Origin of the sequence: Rhodococcoides trifolii (genome assembly GCF_014635345.1) — a bacterium.
Classification (GTDB): domain Bacteria; phylum Actinomycetota; class Actinomycetes; order Mycobacteriales; family Mycobacteriaceae; genus Rhodococcoides; species Rhodococcoides trifolii.
Genome location: NZ_BMCU01000005.1, coordinates 1 through 18,544 on the forward strand (window position 1 = coordinate 1; position 18,544 = coordinate 18,544).

General features: G+C 66.7%; 16 protein-coding genes. 8 read left to right on the plus strand and 8 right to left on the minus strand.

Annotated features, from left to right (window positions below):
* Positions 1-1,155: HNH endonuclease signature motif containing protein (locus tag IEW02_RS19865; RefSeq protein ID WP_188546648.1), on the plus strand; the 1,155-nt coding region annotated here is incomplete at its 5' end.
* 67 nt (positions 1,156-1,222) lie between these two features.
* Positions 1,223-2,047, plus strand: a complete 825-nt coding sequence (locus tag IEW02_RS19870) for a class I SAM-dependent methyltransferase (protein WP_188546649.1) — start codon at positions 1,223-1,225, stop codon at positions 2,045-2,047.
* Between the two features lie 16 nt (positions 2,048-2,063).
* Here IEW02_RS19870 and IEW02_RS19875 read toward each other — a convergent pair whose 3' ends face one another.
* Positions 2,064-2,657 (minus strand): TMEM175 family protein, encoded by a 594-nt coding sequence (locus tag IEW02_RS19875; RefSeq protein ID WP_188546650.1) that lies wholly within the window; start codon positions 2,655-2,657, stop codon positions 2,064-2,066.
* 33 nt (positions 2,658-2,690) lie between these two features.
* On the opposite strand from IEW02_RS19875, the gene IEW02_RS19880 reads away from it, so the two are divergent.
* The 3 genes from IEW02_RS19880 to IEW02_RS19890 all read left to right on the plus strand — a co-directional run bounded on the left by IEW02_RS19880 (position 2,691) and on the right by IEW02_RS19890 (position 6,297).
* Positions 2,691-4,118, plus strand: a complete 1,428-nt coding sequence (locus tag IEW02_RS19880; RefSeq protein WP_188546651.1) for an APC family permease — start codon at positions 2,691-2,693, stop codon at positions 4,116-4,118.
* Positions 4,119-4,197: 79 nt separating this feature from the next.
* The gene (locus IEW02_RS19885; RefSeq protein ID WP_229746180.1) at positions 4,198-4,668 is read left to right on the plus strand and encodes an excalibur calcium-binding domain-containing protein; all 471 of its coding nucleotides are present in this window, start codon (positions 4,198-4,200) and stop codon (positions 4,666-4,668) included.
* 237 nt (positions 4,669-4,905) lie between these two features.
* Complete coding sequence (locus IEW02_RS19890; RefSeq protein WP_188546652.1) at positions 4,906-6,297, plus strand: DEAD/DEAH box helicase; 1,392 nt, start codon at positions 4,906-4,908, stop codon at positions 6,295-6,297.
* On the opposite strand, the gene IEW02_RS19895 is transcribed toward IEW02_RS19890, so the two are convergent.
* A complete protein-coding gene (locus IEW02_RS19895; protein WP_188546653.1) occupies positions 6,277-7,569 on the minus strand; it encodes an MFS transporter in 1,293 nt (430 codons plus the stop codon). The genes IEW02_RS19890 and IEW02_RS19895 overlap by 21 nt on opposite strands.
* Positions 7,570-7,628: 59 nt before the next feature.
* On the opposite strand from IEW02_RS19895, the gene IEW02_RS19900 reads away from it, so the two are divergent.
* The 3 genes from IEW02_RS19900 to IEW02_RS19910 are packed head-to-tail and all read left to right on the plus strand — an operon-like array spanning position 7,629 to position 10,689.
* A complete protein-coding gene (locus tag IEW02_RS19900) occupies positions 7,629-9,662 on the plus strand; it encodes an ABC transporter ATP-binding protein (protein ID WP_229746181.1) in 2,034 nt (677 codons plus the stop codon).
* Complete coding sequence (locus IEW02_RS19905) at positions 9,659-10,384, plus strand: energy-coupling factor transporter transmembrane component T family protein (protein WP_188546654.1); 726 nt, start codon at positions 9,659-9,661, stop codon at positions 10,382-10,384. Before IEW02_RS19900 ends, IEW02_RS19905 begins: the two co-directional genes overlap by 4 nt.
* A 2-nt stretch (positions 10,385-10,386) precedes the next feature.
* Positions 10,387-10,689, plus strand: a complete 303-nt coding sequence (locus IEW02_RS19910) for a hypothetical protein (protein WP_229746182.1) — start codon at positions 10,387-10,389, stop codon at positions 10,687-10,689.
* On the opposite strand, the gene IEW02_RS19915 is transcribed toward IEW02_RS19910, so the two are convergent.
* The 6 genes from IEW02_RS19915 to IEW02_RS19940 all read right to left on the minus strand — a co-directional run bounded on the left by IEW02_RS19915 (position 10,686) and on the right by IEW02_RS19940 (position 18,544).
* Entirely contained in the window at positions 10,686-12,263 is a 1,578-nt protein-coding gene (locus IEW02_RS19915; RefSeq protein ID WP_229746183.1) for a substrate-binding domain-containing protein, read from the minus strand. The two genes, IEW02_RS19910 and IEW02_RS19915, sit on opposite strands and share 4 nt — an antisense overlap.
* Before the next feature lie 135 nt (positions 12,264-12,398).
* Positions 12,399-14,021: a substrate-binding domain-containing protein gene (locus IEW02_RS19920; protein ID WP_188546656.1), complete on the minus strand. Its 1,623-nt coding sequence runs from the start codon at positions 14,019-14,021 to the stop codon at positions 12,399-12,401.
* A 103-nt stretch (positions 14,022-14,124) separates the two neighbouring features.
* A complete protein-coding gene (locus IEW02_RS19925; RefSeq protein ID WP_188546657.1) occupies positions 14,125-14,556 on the minus strand; it encodes a type II toxin-antitoxin system Rv0910 family toxin in 432 nt (143 codons plus the stop codon).
* Between the two features lie 70 nt (positions 14,557-14,626).
* On the minus strand, positions 14,627-16,264 hold the full coding sequence (locus tag IEW02_RS19930) for a monocarboxylic acid transporter (protein ID WP_188546658.1): 1,638 nt from the start codon (positions 16,262-16,264) through the stop codon (positions 14,627-14,629).
* Positions 16,261-16,653 carry a DUF485 domain-containing protein gene (locus IEW02_RS19935; protein ID WP_371829981.1) on the minus strand — a complete coding sequence of 131 codons (393 nt, stop codon included), beginning with the start codon at positions 16,651-16,653 and terminating at the stop codon, positions 16,261-16,263. The genes IEW02_RS19930 and IEW02_RS19935 overlap by 4 nt, the downstream gene beginning before the upstream one ends.
* Positions 16,654-16,825: 172 nt before the next feature.
* Positions 16,826-18,544, minus strand: coding sequence for a sodium/solute symporter (locus IEW02_RS19940; RefSeq protein ID WP_229746184.1), 1,719 nt, complete (start codon positions 18,542-18,544; stop codon positions 16,826-16,828).

Below are 18,544 nucleotides of genomic sequence, written 5' to 3' on the forward strand. Positions count from 1 at the left end.
GCGGCGGCCGTGCGCGACGGGGTGATCACCGACGAGCATGTGTCGATCGTGAGCAAGTTCTTCACGGAGCTGTCCGAGGAGGTGGACCTCGAGACCCGCGCGCACGCGGAGGCGCAGTTGGGTGCGTTGTGCCGGTCGTTGCGGCCGCGGGAGTTCGAGGCGGCGGCGGATCGGTTGGCGCGGTTGATCGACGAGGACGGCCCGGAGCCGAAGGACAAGAAGGACAAAGAACGCACGCCGTTCGTGACGTTCGGAAAGCAGGGCAAGGACGGGTTGACACCGGCACGGGGTCTGCTCGATTCGGAGATGTTGGCGGCGGCGCAGGCGTTGGATGCGAAGTACGGCAAGCCCGGAGCGAAACCCACCGACACCGACGACGACGTTGCCGGCGGGAACAAGAGCAACCAGGACGGGAAGCCGGGCGCAGACCTCGAGCTGGACCTCGACGACACGGACGACGACGTCACCGACGTCGACGGAACGGACGCCGACACCGCGTCCCCTACCCCCGCCGACCCACCCCGCTGGGATCTGCGTTCCGCCGGTGAACGTCGCCACGACGCGCTGAAGGTCATCCTGCGCAGCTACCTCGCGTCGGGGCGAGCGGGGAAGCACCGAGGGGTCGCGTGTGCGCCGATCGTGACGATGACGTTGGCGCAGTTGGAGGCGGCGTCGGGGATGGCGATCACCGCGACGGGGTCGAGCATCGCGGTGCGTGATGCGCTGCGGATGGCGTCGGGTCAGCACGCGTTCCTGCTGCTGCTCGACCAGCACGAACGGCCGTTGTATCTGGGGCGGACCAGGAGGTTGGGCAGCGAGGACCAGCGGTTGGTGCTCTACGCGACCGAACGAGGCTGCAGTTTCCCCGGGTGCAGCAAACCTGGGGTGTGGTGCCAGGTCCACCACACCGATGAATGGGTGGTCGACGACGGGATGACCGACATCGACACTCTCACCTTGGCGTGCGAGGAGCATCACCGCATCGTCGGGCCGGGGGACAACGACTGGGCGACAACGATTGCCGGCGACGATCACCCCTATCCGGGGCGAACACTCTGGCACCCACCGAAAGCATGGGACAGTTCTCGGACCGGGCGGGTGAACCACTTCCACCACCCACAAGAGCTGCTGTACCCACCGAAAGAGCAACGCTGACAACAACTCCTGAGGGAGTGGTCTGTCCTCACCCCGGTGTCGAACCGGGGTGAGTAGCCTCGATGGCGTGGAAGAAGGAGTTCCCAGCCAGACGGCCCTGGCGACCGCCCGTGCGCGCGCCGATCACCAGGTCCTCGATCGCGCCGCAATTCTCGACGATCCGTTCGTCGAACGCCTCATCCGTGGTGTACAACAGTCGGTGTTTGCCAGCGACCGACCGCGGCGGCTGTTCTTCGCCGCCCGCGCTCGATTTGCCGAAGACTGCGTCGCAACCGCTCACGACGCGGGCGTGCGGCAGGTCGTGATCTTGGGCGCCGGTCTGGACACCTTCGGTTTCCGCCACTCACACCGTGGCTTACAGACCTTCGAGGTGGATCATCCGGCGACCCAAGCGTGGAAGCGCGGACGACTGATGGATGCCGGAATCGATGTCCCCGCGGCGGTGACCTTCGTACCGGTCGATTTCGAGACCGACTCACTTACAAGAGCATTGGAACACAACGGGTTTCGGAGTACAGAGCCTGCCGTGTTCGTCTGGCTCGGCGTCGTGTTCTACCTGACTCCAGACGCCGCACTCTCCACACTCGAGTACGTGGCCGGTCAGCCTCATCCCACGGAAGTCGTATTCGACTATTTACAACCCGCACACACAGACGAGAGTCGCGAACACCTGCAGGCACGCGCAGACCGCCTGGCCGCCGCAGGCGAGGCGTGGCACACCTACTTCACACCCGACGACCTTGCGAGACAGTTACGTGTTCTTGGGTTCACTCACATCGAGGATCGCTCCGCTGCCGAGCTCGTCGACAGCTACAGCGGCGAGTTGACTCGGTTCGTGAACGACATTCCGGACCAGCTGCGCGCGAGTCGCATCGTTCGAGCTCAGCTGTAGGTATGCCGCAGCGCGACTATCGACGAAACGACGACGCGGCCCTGGTCACCGGCCGCTCGAGGAACAGCGCAACGAGGGAGAACAGGCCGACGGGAGTGAACGACAGGGCGAACGCGGCGAGCATCAGAACGAACGTGATCACAGCATGCCCGACAGGCACAGAACCCCGCTCCTCCTCCACCTCGAGTTCAGGGGTGCGCCTGACGATGATGCGAGTCAGCATGGTGGCACCGGTCGCCAGCGCGATGGTGCCGACGTAGATGCTGGCCGATCCAGGGAACTCCTGGCTTCCCTTGGCGATGAGATTGCTCGGGAACGGAAGGAAGACAACGGAAATGAGCCAGAGGAAGTTCACCGCCAGCAGCGGGGTGGTGTAGCCGACGAGTGTCCGGAAAATGCCGTGCTGCACCACCCAGAGCCGACAGATCACGGCGAACGTCAGCACGAAGGCCCAGAGTTCGTCGCTGTGGTCGAGCAGCAGTGCGAACGCGTTCTGCCCTTGATCGGGCGTCGCGTTGTCGACCAGAGGGAGTATCAGCAACGTGGCTGCAATAGCGACCACCGCATCGCTGAAGTTGACGACGCGATCGAAGCCGCGGTGGTAGACCATGTGGCCATTGTGCGTCAAGGTAGCTTGCAAGGTATGACGAGCGCGCCCGACGACCGCAGAACGCTGACCACCGGTCGCGTGGTATTCCTCGTCATCGCCGCGGCCGCGCCGATGGCCGCCATGATCGGCAACGTCCCTCTCGCACTGATTCGCGGAAACGGTGCCGGTCTTCCTGCCGCATTCCTTCTGAGTTCGGTTGTACTGCTGTGTTTCTCGGTCGGTTTCTCCGCGATCAGCCAACAGGTGTTCAACACCGGGGCGTTCTACACCTATGTCGGTTTGGCACTGGGCAAGCCCCCCGGCGTCGCTGCGGCATACGTCGCGGTCGTGGCCTACATGTCGCTTGCGTGTGGCCTGTCTGCCGCATTCGGGTATTTCACCCGATTGGTCCTGTTGGATTCCGGAATCGACATTCCCTGGTACGTATTCACTGCGGTTTCCATTGCCATCGTGGCGACGCTCGGCTTCCGCAACGCGGACCTGTCCGCCAAGGTGCTCGGCGTTCTGATGGCTCTCGAATTCGCTTTCCTGACGCTGTTCGATCTGTTGGTGGTCTCGAACAAGGGCTCTGCCGCCCTCCCCCTCGAGTCGTTCACGCCCACGCAGGTGTTCAGCGGATCCCTCGGCATCGCAATGATGTTCGCGTTCTCGAGCTTCATCGGCTTCGAATCCGCTGCGCTGTACGGGGAAGAAACCAAGGATCCGAGACGTAGCATCCCGCGTGCGACCTACATCGCGGTGTCGGTCATCGCCGTCTTCTACGTCCTCACCAGCTGGATCATCGTCGGCGCCGCGGGAGGAGCCAACGCATCCGACTTGGCGCGCACGGAATTGGGCAACCTGTTGTTCACCCTCGCGCGTGAGTACGGCGGAGTCGTCCTCTACGACGGAACCGCAATCCTTCTGTGCACCAGCGTTCTTGCGTCCTATCTCGCTTTACACAACGCGGCCAGTCGATACCTGTTCGCCATGGGATACGAGCGGGTGCTGCCATCGACGCTGGGCCGCTTCCACCCCAAGCACTTCAGTCCGCACATCGGCAGCATGACCGTCACCGCGATCACCGCGGTAGTGATCGCGGTCTTCGCGATCGCGGGATCGGACCCCTACCTGGTCGTCGCAGCCGGCGCGATCGGCCTCGGAACGCTGGGCATCATTGCGCTCCAAGCGTCGACGGCTCTCTCGGTGGTCGTGTTCTTCTGGAACCGTGACGACGGATCGCTCTGGCGCACCAAGATTGCGCCGACGATCGGGTTCATCGGGCTCGCCTCCGGACTCGTCCTCGCCGGAATCCATTACAGCACTCTCACCGGATCCGACTCCGCTGTCGTCAACGCGATACCGGTGGTTCTGATTCTGGTGGCACTGGCAGGTGTCGTCGTCGCGCTGCGCATCCGTCACGTCTCGCCGGAGAGGTACAAGAGCGTCGCGGCAGCCACGTTGAGAACGCCCAACACGTAACGCACGGTCGGTTCTGTGCGACACTGCTCGCAGCACATCACTCGCGGGGGTCGGTGACACTTCGACGAAAGCGCCCGCCGTGAATCTCCGACACCTCGCCGTCGCATCCGCACTGCTGTTTCTCGCGGGCTGCGCGTCCACCGATTCCTCGGAACCGGTGGTCCCCAGCGTTTCGCCGCTCCCCACCGTCACCTCGACGACAGCCACCACCGCCAGAACCACCACCCCGACGCCGACCACCACGACCACCACCGTTGCTCCGGTCAACACCACGTCCGCGGAGGTGATCGTCGTACCGCCACCGGCGGATGCCGACGTCGATCTGGACAGGCCGTACGTTCCAGCCCTGGCCCCGGTCCCGTTCGTGGCCCCCGCACCCGCGCCTGCTCGCGCACCCGAACCTGCTCCCGCCCCGGTGGCTCCTGCATCGGTGTCGTACGGAAGTTGCGCAGACGTGCGGGCCGCAGGTGCGGCGCCTATCTACGTCGGCGACCCCGGTTACTCGACCAAGCTCGACCGAGACAAGGACGGCGTGGCCTGCGAAACCTGATTCGGGTGAGCAGCAACACCCCCGCGACCTGTCAGACAACCGGCACGGTGCGGGTATAGTCGTTCGTGTCGCGCCATGGTGCGCGGCCAACGTCGTGGAAACGCATCCCCACGGGGACGAGTCGGTACCCACCGCACGAGCTCTTCTTACGGCGATCGGAACTGCCCACCGGCAGTCTCGCCAGTTGCGCGCTCGAAGTCGGGCGCGCCGATGCCCCGAAAGGCAATCGAACTCTTCATGACTTCTGTTTCAAGCCCTACCTTTGCGTCCCTCGGTGTCAGTGAGCGTCTCGTTCGCGCATTGACCTCCGCCGGAATCAAGGAGCCTTTCCCCATCCAGGCCGACACCCTTCCCGACACGCTCGCAGGACGCGACGTGCTCGGGCGCGGAAAGACCGGCAGCGGAAAGACTCTCGCGTTCGCCATCCCGATGATTTCGCGACTCGGCGACAGCGCCAAGGGAGTTCGGCCCGCGGGCCGTCCCCGCGGATTGATCCTCGCCCCCACTCGTGAGTTGGCAACCCAGATCGCCGCTGCGCTCGAACCTCTTGCCATGGCGGCGAATTTGCGGGTCACCACGATCTTCGGCGGTGTCTCGCAGGCCCGCCAGACCACTGCGCTCAGCCGCGGTGTCGACATCGTCGTCGCCTGCCCCGGCCGCCTCGAGGATTTGATGCAGCAGCGCTTCGTCAACCTCGACGACGTCGAGATCACCGTGCTCGACGAAGCCGACCACATGGCCGACCTCGGCTTCCTGCCCGGCGTCACCCGCATCATGACCGCGACCCCGTCGCACGGGCAGCGCCTGCTGTTCTCGGCCACGCTGGACAACGGCGTCGACAAGCTGGTCAAGCGGTTCCTGAGCAACCCCGTCCAGCATTCGGTCGACGACGAGAACTCGCCGGTCGCCGCGATGACGCACCACATCTTCGAGGTCGGTGGCGTCGATTCGAAGAAGGCACTGGTGCAGCGCCTGGCGTCCGGCAACGGCCGTCGAATCCTGTTCATGCGCACCAAGCACCAGGCCAAGAAGCTGGCTCGCCAGCTCACCGAAGCCGGCATCCCGTCCGTCGACCTGCACGGCAACCTCTCGCAGGCTGCACGTGACCGCAACCTGCTCGCGTTCTCGAGCGGTGACGCACGCGTGCTCGTCGCAACGGACGTCGCCGCCCGCGGTGTGCACGTCGACAACGTCGAGCTGGTCGTGCACGTGGATCCGCCGGCAGAGCACAAGGCCTACCTGCACCGCAGTGGTCGCACCGCTCGCGCAGGCAGCGCCGGTGACGTGGTCACCGTCGTGCTGCCCGAGCAGCGTCGCGATCTGAACCTGCTGATGCGCAAGGCCAAGATCGATGTGGCTCCCACCCGCGTCACCGCCGAATCCGACCAGGTCACGGACTTGGTCGGCGAGGCAGCCGCGTACGTCAAACCCGCACCCAAGGCTCCCGCCCAGCCGCAGAAGCAAGGCGGCGGACGTGGACACGCAGGTGCAGGCCGTAGTGGTGGCGCACGCGCCGCCGGCGGCGGCACTGCGGGAGGCGGCGGACGTCGTCGTCGCCCCGCGGGTGGAGGCCGGTCGGGCGGCAGCCAGCCTTACGGTCGCAGCGAATCAGCCGGCTACCGGGGCTGACTCGTCGGCGTCGGAATCGCTCGGTCGACGAGCGATTCCGACGCTGATCACCGCGGCGACGGCACACAACGCTGCCGCGCCGAACCAGGCGTAGGTGTACTGGCCGGTGGCGTCGCGCACCACGCCGGCCACCACGGAGGCGATGCCGGCACCGATCTGGTGGGCGGCGAACACCCACCCGAACACCAGCGGGCCGCGGGCCCCGAAGACCTCGCGACACAAAGCGATCGTCGGCGGAACCGTCGCCACCCAGTCGAGTCCGTAGACCACGACGAACAGCGCGATGCTCGGGTGCAGCGAATCGGACAGCAGCGCCGGCAGGAACAGCAACGCGGCCCCACGGAACGCGTAGTAGGCCCCGAGCAGGATGCGCGGATCGAAGCGGTCGGTGAGCCACCCCGACGCGATCGTCCCGACGATGTCGAACACCCCCACCACCGCGAGCAGTCCCGCCGCGGTGGTTTGCGGCATGCCGTGATCGTGTGCCGACGGGATGAAGTGGACGCCGATGAGTCCGTTGGTGGTTGCTCCGCAGATTGCGAATCCGGCGACGAGTGCCCAGAACGTCCGGACCCTGCTTGCGTCGACCAGAGCCGAGATGGCGCGTCGCGCTGGGTTACCCTGTGACGCAACGGGTTCGGGTACCGAGGTGGCGCCGTACGGAAGCAGTCCGACCTCGGCGGGTGAGTTACGAAGGAACGCCAGGACGAACGGGACGACGGCCAACGCGCCGGCCGCCACGACCAACGACGCAGCTCGCCACCCGACGTTCGTCGCCAGCTGGGCGATGACCGGGAGGAAGATCAGCTGGCCCGTCGCACTACCCGCCGTCAGGATGCCCGAGACGAGGCCGCGGCGGCGCACGAACCACCGGTCGGTGACCATGGCGGCGAACACCAGCGCCATCGAGCCCGTTCCGAGGCCGATCAGGATGCCCCAAGTCAACACGATCTGCCACTGCGCCGTGACGAAGACGCTCGCACCGCTGCCGACGGCGACGACGGTGAGCGCACAGGCGGTGACGGTCCGAATCCCGAAGCGTTCCATGAGAGCTGCGGCAAACGGTGCCGTCAGACCGAACAGCAGCAGGTTGATACCGACGGCCGTCGACAGCACACCGCGGGACCACCCGAACTCGTCCTGAATCGGGACCATGAGAACGCTCGGAGCAGCCCGGAACCCGGCAGCACCCACGAGCGCCAGGAACGCGACCGCGGCGACGATCCACGCGCGGTGAATGCGTGGTGATTCGCTCCCGAGATGCTGTGACATCAGACGGGGAGTGTAGCGCCGGGCATGCTGTACCGCGCGTCGATGGCACACTCGACAGCGTGACTCGGACTGACTCGAACTACGCGAAACGGGCGGCGCTGCGACCGGCAGAACTGGCGACCGGTTCGGTCATGGCCGCGCTCGCCGTCGCGTTCTCGGTGGTTGGCGAGTTGGTGCCGGCGGCCGGCGCATTGCAGTTCATCGCCATCGTTCCGCTTGCCGTGATCGCGCAACGTCACCGTCTGCGCGCGCTGACCGTCGCGTCGACGGGCGCCGTGGTGGTGGCGTTCGTCGCCTCCGGAACCGGCGCCGTGATCTCGATGGTCATCACTGCCGTGATCGGCGGCATCGTGGGCCGCACGAAGCGCCGAGGCGGCAGCATCGTCGGCGTGCTCGCCCAGTCCGTGCTCGCGGGAGTGGCGTTCGGAGCGATCACCACCGGGCTGTTGTTCTTGCTCGAACCGTTGCGCACTCTGATCATCAGTGTCATCGACAACTCGATCCGCGGCACCACCGAGCTGTTCGCCCGATACGACGCGTTCGCCGACGCCGCCACCACGTTCGCCGACGGGGCGTCGACGGTTCTGCGCTACTGGTGGGTCCTGGTGTTCGTCTCGACGTTCGTGGGAACCGTCATCAGCGCCGTCTTCGCCTGGTACGTCCTCGCCGCGATTCTTGCGCGACTGGACGGGCTGGAACAGGTCGACTCGCTCGGACCGGTGAACGACGGGCCCATCGGTCCCCTGCCGGTGCGACTGCGCGGTGTCTCCTACCGCTACCCCGACGCCCGTGCCGATGCCCTCGATCGCGTCGACATCGAGGTCGGCGAACGTGAGTTCGTCGCGGTGGTCGGCGCCAACGGGTCCGGGAAGTCGACCCTCGCGCGGCTTCTCGTCGGAGCGGAACCGACCGCCGGAACGATCGACCGTCCGGGAGTACCCGGCCTCGGCCTGCACGGCGGCACTGCGTTGATCCTGCAGCACCCCGAGACTCAGGTGCTGGGATCACGTGTCGGCGACGACGTGCTGTGGGGTCTTCCGATCGACGAACAACCCGATGCCGACGGGGTCGAGGCGCTGCTCGCCGAAGTCGGCCTCTCCGGGTACGCCGCCCGAGAGACGTCCGGACTCTCCGGCGGCGAACTGCAGCGTCTCGCCGTGGCTGCCGCCCTCGCACGACGGCCGCGTCTGCTCGTCGCCGACGAGGCCACCGCCATGATCGACCCGGCCGGACAGCGTCATCTCGTCGACGTGCTCGCCGCTCTCCCGCGTCGGCACGAGATGTCCGTCGTGCTCATCACCCATCGCATCACCGAGGCCGAGCGGGCCGAGCGCGTCGTGCATCTCGAACGCGGCGCAGTCGTGGACCATCGCCGCGAGTGGATGGCGCCCGCGCCGATGCATCCGCCGCTCGCCGAGAGTCCCGGGGTGGGTCCGGTCGTGCTGGAACTGCGCGGATTGGGTCACGTCTACGCCCGCAGAACCCCTTGGGCAACAAGGGCATTGACCGGAATCGACCTCGCCGTTCACCGAGGTGAGGGCGTCCTGATCGTCGGCGGCAACGGATCCGGGAAGTCGACACTCGCCTGGATCATGGCGGGGCTGGTCGCGCCGTCGGAGGGCACGGCCACCGTCGACGGGGCCCCGATCTCGTCCAAGGTCGGAACCGTCGCTCTGTCGTTCCAACACGCACGTCTGCAACTGCAGCGACGGACCGTCGGCGAAGACATCGCCGCCGCGGGCGGTCCCGAAGTGGGCTCGCGCGAGGTCTCGTTCGCACTCGATTCCGTCGGGTTGGACCGCATGATGGCCGGCCGCCGCATCGATCAACTCAGCGGCGGTCAGATGAGGCGCGTGGCGTTGGCAGGGCTGCTGATCACCAGACCGGCGCTGCTGATCCTGGACGAGCCACTGGCCGGGCTGGATCCACCGGGTCGTCGCGAGATCACCGGCCTGTTGGCCGACCTTCGACGGTCCGGGCTCACTCTGGTCGTGATCTCGCACGACCTCGACGGGATGGAATCGGTGCGCACGAGGACCGTGACACTGGATTCCGGCACGCTCGTCGGGACGCCGGAAGGAGTCACGGCATGAAGGGAACCTTCCTCCGCGAAGTCCCCGGCACGAGCGTCGTGCATCGGCTCTGGGCAGGCACGAAACTGGTGTCGGTCGCCGCGATCAGCACGTCGCTTCTGCTTCAGCCCTCCTGGTCGATGCTGGCGGCGGTGGCCGCCCTGTTGCTGCTCACCATGGTCGCAGCTCGGATCACACCTCTCGCGCTGCCGCGGCCGCCCTGGTGGTTGTGGGCACTGGTGGTGTTCGGCGGTGCGATCAACCTCGTCCTCGGCGTGGACGCCCTCGCCGTCTACGGGCGCGGTCTGCTGTTCACGTTCGCCGTGCTGTGGGCGTCGATCACCGTCGCGTGGACCACGCCCATGGCCGAGGTCGCGCCGGCGGTCGCTCGGCTGGCGTCGCCTCTGCGCCGACTGGGCGCCCCCGTCGACGAATGGGCGGCGTCGCTCACCCTGTGCCTGCGTGCACTTCCGCTGCTCGTCGACGAGATCTACACCCTGTTCGCCGCACGACGGCTGCGTCGCAACAAGTTTCGCAACGTCGATTCGCTTCTCGTCGACGCTCTCACCGCCGTCGTGTCGACGGCGATCCGGCGGTCCACGGAGATGGCCGAAGCGATCGAGGTGCGTGGGGGGTCGGGACGCATCACGAAGGACCGGCGCCGACCCGGACCGGCCGACGCCGCCGCACTGGTCGTGGTGTTCGCGATATGCGCGGCCGGGTTCGTCGGGACTAGTTTCTAGACATGACTCGCGATCCACGACCGGCCTCCGGCCTGCCCGCCCAGAGCTACTCGTCCGGCGAGCGCGTCTTCGGCCCGCCCAACGGCACATTCGATCCCGACTGGGCCGCGACGGCGCTGCGCTCGAATCGGCCCGAACTCGATTTCACGACGTCGGTCCGATTGGTCGAGCGCGCGTGGGAGTTGCTGCGCACACAAGATCTCCGCGGAAGTGCGTTGGCGGACGCACTCGACCTCGAACCGGGCCTCGCGACGGCCGTCGCCGCGGTGGCGACCGAGACCGCGGAGTTCTACCTCGACCGTTAGAGGCGGGACTTCCGCGCGCTCAACGCTTCGACAAAGATGTTCGAGATGTCTCGCGGATCCTGAGCGATCCAGCTCGTGCCGCCCGTGGCCGCCGAAATCTGTTGTAGGGCACCGGCATCGGCGTCAGCGGTGATACCGACGGTCACGATGACGACGGGGCGCAACGGGTCCTGCTCCTGCTCGAGCGTGGCCACCAGGTCCGGCAGGCTGATGCTGCCCGGATCCTCGTTGGCGCCGTCGGTCATCAGAATGATGCTGTTGACGAACTTGGGGTCGAATCCTTCCTTGACCTTGCGGAACGCGGCGAGTGTGGAGTCGTACAGCCCCGTGTCACCACCGACGAGAGTCGGAAGGTTGCTCACCGCGTCGAGGATGGCCTGCCGCTGCGGCTTGCCGTCGAACGAGGCGGTGACACCCTGCAGCGGAACGAGTTCGCGGTAGTCCTGCCCGTCCGGCCCCTGATCCGTAGAAAAAGCCCACATGCCCATCTGGGTGCGATCGTTGAACAGCGAATTCGCCGACAGGCTCGCGTCCACCGTGAGCCCCATGCGTGTCGAGTCGGCGAACGGTGCAGCCATCGAACCGGACACGTCCTCGAGCACCAACGTGCGCAGCGGCAGCGCCAACACCGCCCAGTCGCGCAGGATCTCTTCGAGCGCACCGGGATCGCGCACCTGCAGTGCAGTGACTGCGCCGACACCCCCCGACTTCAGCGCAACCGCACTGGACGGGCGGAACCCGTTCGCCGTCAACGTCTTCTGCGCCGTGTCCCCGGCCAGCAGCGAGGCCAGCGACCTGCCGGCCCTCGCCGTGTCCGCATACTCCGGGCCGGCGCCGGCCGTCACGGCCAACGGGTAGTCGAGGAAGTAGGCGCCGCTGGCCGGGACCGACTGCCACAGCGGCGCAGCGGAATCGGTGGCCGTGTAGTCCACCATCGCCTGCTCCGTCACCACGCCGGTACCGCCGGACGAGACGACCTTGTCGACGATGTCGGGTATGTCGTGAGCGTCGTTGTCCGGCAGCGCGAACGCCTGCGCCAGCGGGACGAGAGAGTCCGCCACCGCACTCGTGCCGGCGTTCGACACTTCCGTTTCCGCAAGTGCCGACAGAATGGCGGCGTCGGCGGGACTGGCGGTGAGAGGATCGCCGATTCGCTGCCCTGGCGCACGCAGCACGTCCTGCCACGACTCGAAACTCTGCGGTTGGTCCGTCCGACCGATCACCACCGGCACCGTGCTGACTACGGACGAGGTGGCGATCTCGGGGAGCGTTCCCGTCGAACGAAGCGTTCGCAGCAACCACAACGACGAATCCGGAAGCCACAGATCGGGTTTGGGGGCTGCTGGGTCGGCCAGCGCGGCCGCTGTGTCGGACGGCGACTGCGCCGAGATCGTGTAGTCGACGCAGTTCCGGTCGATCGCGGTGGTCGACTCGATCACGTCGCTCAGTGCTGCAGCCACCGTGGGATCGGCAGCGACGGTGACCGACGTGGTGGAATCGCACGACGGCGCCCGCGAGCCGGCCCAGGCGCGATAGCCGACGACCCCGCCCGCGGCCAGCAGAAGCAGCACCACGGCGAGGGAGGCGGCCCGAGCGGCGCGGCGGCCCCTGCCTTTCGAACGTCGTTGTCTCGAACGCCGTCGTCCGCCGTCACTGTGTCGACCCGACACACCCTCACCCCCCCGAGTTGCCCGGAATGCTAGCCGATGTCAGCCACCGTTCCGGCTTTTCGATGCGGTGACGAAGACATTGGGTATCTCGGCCGGGTTGCGTGCGACGAAACTGGTACCGCCGGTGGCGGCGGAAATCTGTTGCAGCGTGCCGGCGTCGGCGTCGTCGGTGATACCGATGGTCACGATCGACACCGGCTTCGCGGGGTCCTGCTCGCTCTTGAGGGTCTGCAGCAAGGTATCGAGGTCGATGCCGTTCTGGTCGTCGTCGCCGCCGTCGGTCAGGACGATGACGCTGTTGTACGCCGTGGGGTCGTACCCCTCCTTGATCCGGCGCCACGCCGCGAGAGTCGTGTCGTAGAGTCCGGTTCCGCCGCCGACCAGCGCGGGCAATGTGCCGATCGCGTTCGTGAGCGCTTGCCGACCGGTCGACCCGTCGGCCACCTCGTTCAAGGTGCGGAGCGGCACCAGCTCGCGCCAGTCCTGCGAGCCGCCGCCGAGTCCGATCGAGAACGCCCACAGGCCGAGCGACGCGTTGTCGGGGAACAGACCGACGCCGGTGGCGCTCGCCTTGACCGTCAGCCCGATCCGGGTGTCACCGCCGACCGCGTCTCCCATGGAACCGGAGACGTCTTCGAGCACGATGCCGCGAGTCGGCAAGGCAAGAACGGAGAATCTGCGCAATGCCGACTCGACTACGCCGCGGTCGGTGGGCACCAGGGCGATGACGTCGCCGACGCCCCGACCCTCGTCGAGGGGCGCCAAGTCGGGGAACCGAAAGCCGTTGTCGGACAAAATCGTGCGTGCTGCATTGCTCCGCATCACGTCGGCGAGCGCCACGCCGGCGGCCTTCGCGGCGTCGCGTGTCGGTCCCACCGGCGCCGTCACGGCGATCGGAAAGTCGAGCACACCGGCCCCGGTGTTGGGTGCGGTGGCCGCCATCGGGGCACCCGCCCACGACACCACCTGCTGCTCCGAGGCCACCGCGACCCCTCCGTCGTCGGCCACGTCGGCGAGCCGGGCAGCGGAATCACCCGGAGCCTGTCCGGCCATCGCCTGCGCGATGGGCACCAGCGCGGTGGACACCGCATCCACCCCGCCCGGTTTTCCGCTCGCCTCGGCCAGCGCCGCCTGCACCGGCGCGCGAGACACGCTGTTGGACAGCGGGTTTCCCAGACGCAGCGTCGGCAACTGCAGGGCGGTGAGCCAGGAGTCGAAGAACGGCAGCTCGCCCGTGCGAGCGGCGATCACCACGGGCGACGCTGCGATGGACCGGCTGGCGATGTCCACCAATTGCCCGGTCGATGCCGCAACCTTGCCGATCGACTCGGACGAATCGGGGATCCACAACGACGGACCGTCTCCCCTCGCCACGGCGGCGGACGTCACGTCGGCGTCGTCGGCGACGATCATCAGGCGCGCGCACCCGAGATCTTCGGGGGACGTGGCAGAGACGACGGAGTTCAGAACCGGAACGAGGGCGGGATCGGCCGAGACCGTGACGTCGCCGGTGCTCTCGCAGCCGGCAAAGGCGAGAACGCGCTGGGCTGCGAAGACGCCCCCGACAATGACGAGGAGTGCCGCTCCCAGCACGGCGAGGTAGCGCAGCGAGACCCTGTTGACGGTGCTACTCGCACCCGGCGCGCTGTGCCGACCCGGCATACGTTCGATTCCCCCCGAGCGGGGGTATCCCCCGTTTGGCCACAACCCCCGCTGCGGCTAGTTCGTTCGACCGCCGAATACTAGCGCTACTGCCCGTTCACGGTCAGGAGTACAGCTCCACGAATTTCTTCAGCGACTTCTCGATGTCGCCCTTCAGGGCGCGCGCGACACCCGATCCGATGGGACCGAACAGTGGCGCACCACCCATGTCGACGTCGAGTTTCAGCTCGGATTCGTCGCCCTTGGGGGTAACCGTGACCAGCAGCTTGATCTTGACGCCGCCCTTGCCGTCGCCCTTGAGCTGCAGCTTCTTGGGCGGCTCGTACTTCAGCAAAGTCCACTTGACGCGGTTGCGCATCCCCTTGACCGCCACGATGGAACTGACTTCCAGACCCTCGGTCAGCTCGTCGGGAATGGGACTACGCCACCCGTCGTGAATGCTGAGCCACTTCTCGTAGTCCTCCAGGTTCGACGCGTTCTTCCACGTCGTTTCCGGGTCCAGGGGAACAGCGATCGATACATCCAATTTGGCCACGACGCCACATTAGCCCGACGCACACCGGTGAGGTGTGCGTCGGGCCATTGTCGGGGAATGTCCCAAAGAATCAGTGCTTGACTGCCTTCTCCGCTCCGACCCCGGTCAGCGAGCGGACCTCCATCTCGGCTGCCTTGTCGGTGTTCTCGTTGTCCTTCGACGTGAGCGTTCCGACGATGCCCAGCAGGAATGCCAGTGGGATGGAGACGATTCCGGGATTGGACAGCGGGAACCAGGCGAAGTCGCTGCCCGGAATCATCGCGGTCTTCGAGCCGGAGACGGCGGGCGAGAAGACGATCAACACGAGGGTGGAGATCAGACCGCCGTACATGCTCCAGAGCGCACCGCGGGTGGTGAAACGTCGCCAGAACAGCGAATACAGAATGGTCGGCAGGTTTGCGGCGGCCGCGATGGCGAAGGCCAACGCCACGAGGAACGCGATGTTCTGACCGTTGGCCAGAATGCCCAGTCCGATTGCGACGAGGCCGATCACCACTGCGGTGATACGGGAAACCTTGACCTGCTTGATTTCGTCGACGTGGCCCTTCTTGATCACGCTGGCGTAGATGTCGTGGGCGAACGATGCCGACGCGGTGATGGTCAAGCCGGCGACCACCGCCAGGATCGTCGCGAACGCCACCGCGGAGATGACGCCGAGCAGGATCACACCGCCGAGTTCGAACGCGAGCAACGGTGCTGCGGAGTTCTGACCGCCGGCGGCCGCGAGGATGCGGTCCGGTCCGACGATGGCCGCGGCGCCGTACCCGAGCACCAGGGTGAAGAGGTAGAAGGCACCGATGAGCGCGATGGCCCAGACGACGCTGCGACGAGCTTCCTTGGCGGTGGGCACCGTGTAGAAGCGCATCAGCACGTGCGGCAGACCGGCGGTGCCGAGCACCAGAGCGATACCGAGCGAGACGAAGTTGATCTTCGACGTGGTCGAGCCGCCGTACTGGGCGCCGGGAGCAAGGACGTCGCGAGCCGCGGTGGCCTCTGTCGCCGAGCCGGACACCGTTTCCTGTGCACTGCCCAAGATCTCGGAGAGATTGAATCCGAACTTCGCGAGCACCAGGATCGTCATGAAGCCGGCACCGGCAATCAGCAACGCCGCCTTGATGATCTGCACCCAGGTGGTGCCCTTCATGCCGCCCACGAGGACGTACACGATCATCAGGACGCCGACGACGGCGATGACGATGGACTGTCCGGTGCGGTCGGAGATGTCGAGCAGCAGCGCGACGAGGCCGCCGGCTCCCGCCATCTGCGCGAGGAGGTAGAACAGCGACACCGTCAACGTCGAGATCGCCGCGGCGGTGCGAACCGGACCTTGCTTGAGACGGAAGCTCAGCACGTCCGCCATCGTGAATTTACCTGTGTTACGCAGCATTTCGGCCACCAGGAGCAACGCGACGAGCCAGGCGACGAGGAAGCCGATGGAGTACAGGAAGCCGTCGTATCCGTACACCGCGATGGCACCCGCGATGCCGAGAAAGCTTGCCGCGGAAAGGTAGTCACCGGCAATGGCGACGCCGTTCTGCGGGCCGGAGAATCCGCCGCCGGCGGTGAAGAAGTCGGCGGCGGTCTTGTTGTTCTTGCTGGCCCGGATCACGACGATCATCGTGATGGCGACGAACGCAGCGAAGATCGAGATGTTGACGATCGGGTTGCCGACGGTTTCGGCTTGGGCTGCTTGAGCGAGGAATGTCATGCGATCGGCCCTTCGAGCTCTTCACGGATCTTGGCGGCACGGGGGTCGAGCTCGCGGTTCGCGAACTTCACGTAGATACCGGTGATGACGAACGTGGTGACGAACTGAGCAAGGCCCAGAAGCAGGCCGACGTTGATGTTGCCGATCACCTTGGTGCCCATGAAATCGTGCGCGTAGGCGCCGAGCAGCACGAAGCTGATGTACCAGATGAGGAAGAACGCGGCCATCGGGAACACGAACCGGCGCAGACGGCGCTTGAGGTCCTGGAACTCCGGGCTCGCCTGCATGTCGACGAATTCCTGCGGCTCCGGCACGCGGCGCTCGGCCGGCATGTCCGGCCGGCCTCCGGCCTGCCCGCTCGCACCGGGTCCGGCGTTGGCTGTGGTCACTGGCTGTCCTCTCGAAAACGGCTGATAGCCGAGAACCGTAGTGAGAGGGCCGTCACACCGGGAGCCTATGGCCGGGGTCACACGCCGAGGTGCGTGTCGGTGCGCCGAACGGTCGGCGGCGCCCTGCGAACGGTCGGAGTGGAGCCCGCGGAACGACCGAATTCGGCAGCCACTACAGACGTTCTTTGCTCATTCCCAGCCTCTCGGGAGCGTGCATCCGCGTCATGATGCGACCGATGTCCACCGGGATCGTCCCCCGTGTGAGCAGGCTGACTCCGACCATCGACGCGAACGCGAGCGGCACACTGACCGCAGCCGGATAGCCCACGATCGTGGACGGCCACCCCCCGAGGAACTTCGTCGGAAGTCCGCCGAGGACGGCCACCGTCGCCGCGCCTCCGGACACCAGTCCCCCACCGATCAGACCGGCGGCCGCGCCGGCTGCGGTGAGCCCGCGCCACCAGATGCCCAACACGAGAAGCGGACACAGGGTCGACGCCGCGATGGCGAACACCAACCCCACCGTCCGCGAGAGGTCGAGCGAGACCAGGCCCACCGACAACGCGAGCGGCACCGCTCCCGCGAGGACCGCGGCGATGCGAAAGTCCTTGACGCGCCCGCGAAGGACGTCGGTGCTCAGAACCCCGGCGATGGAGATGAGCAGTCCGGACGAGGTCGACAGAAAGGCGGCGATCGCACCGGCCGCCACCAACGCGGCGAGGAGCTGGCCGCCGAGCCCGCCGATGGCGGACGCCGGCAGCAACAGCACCGCGGCGTCGGACGCTCCCGTGATCAAGAGTTGCGGAACGTAGAGCCGCGCGAACACCCCGAGGACGGTGGGAAACAGATAGAAGACGGACAACAGGGCAACGACGGCCAATGCCGTCCTGCGCGCCGCCGGGCCGTCGGGGTTCGTGTAGAACCGCACCAGCACGTGCGGTAGACCCATCGTGCCCAGGAACGTGGCGAGGATGAGCGAGTACACCTGGAACATCGGGAACGGACCGCCGAGCCCGCCGCCCGGCGACATCCACTCGTCGCCGTCCACCGGCGCGCCCGCCACCACGGGAACCGGTGCGTCGGCTGGCAATTCGAGCACCGTGCCGGACAGAAGCGTGTGGTCGCCCGCCCCGAGTCGGAGCGGCCCGTCCACAGCGGAACCGTCGACGGTTCCGCGGACGACCACGTCGACCGAGTCCGTCACCTGGACGACGACGTCGGTGGTGATGTCCACCGACGTGGCCTGATCGACGGTCGGCGGGGCGGACGTGCCGAGAGTGCGATCGTCTGCGGCGAAGTGCACCGCGAGTACCACTGCGGGCACTGCGACCGCGGTGAGTTTGAGCCAGTACTGAAATGCCTGGACGAACGTGATCGACCGCATTCCCCCGCCGACCACGTTGACGATCACGATGACACCGGTGATCAGCGCGCCCATCCAGCCCGGCACGCCCAGCAGGATGTTCAGCGTCAGACCCGCTCCCTGGAACTGCGGCACCAGGTACAACGCACAGATCCCCGCGACGACGAGCATGGCGAGGGTACGCAGTCTCGGTGAGCCCAGACGGAACTCGGCGAAGTCGGGGACGGTGTAGGCACCCGAACGGCGCAGAGGCGCCGAGACGAAAAGCAACAGCCCGAGATAGCCCGCGGTGAAACCGATCGGGTACCACAGAGCGTCCGCACCGTACTTGGCGATCAGCCCCGCCACGCCGAGAAATGATGCAGCGGAGAGGTATTCACCGGAAATGGCCGCCGCGTTCCAGCGCGGGCCGACACTGCGCGAGGCCACCAGAAAGTCGGATGTGGTGCGCGCCAACCGAACTCCGTACGCACCGACGACGATCGTCGCGATGGCGGAGGCGAGAACCGCGAGCAGCGTGTACGTCAC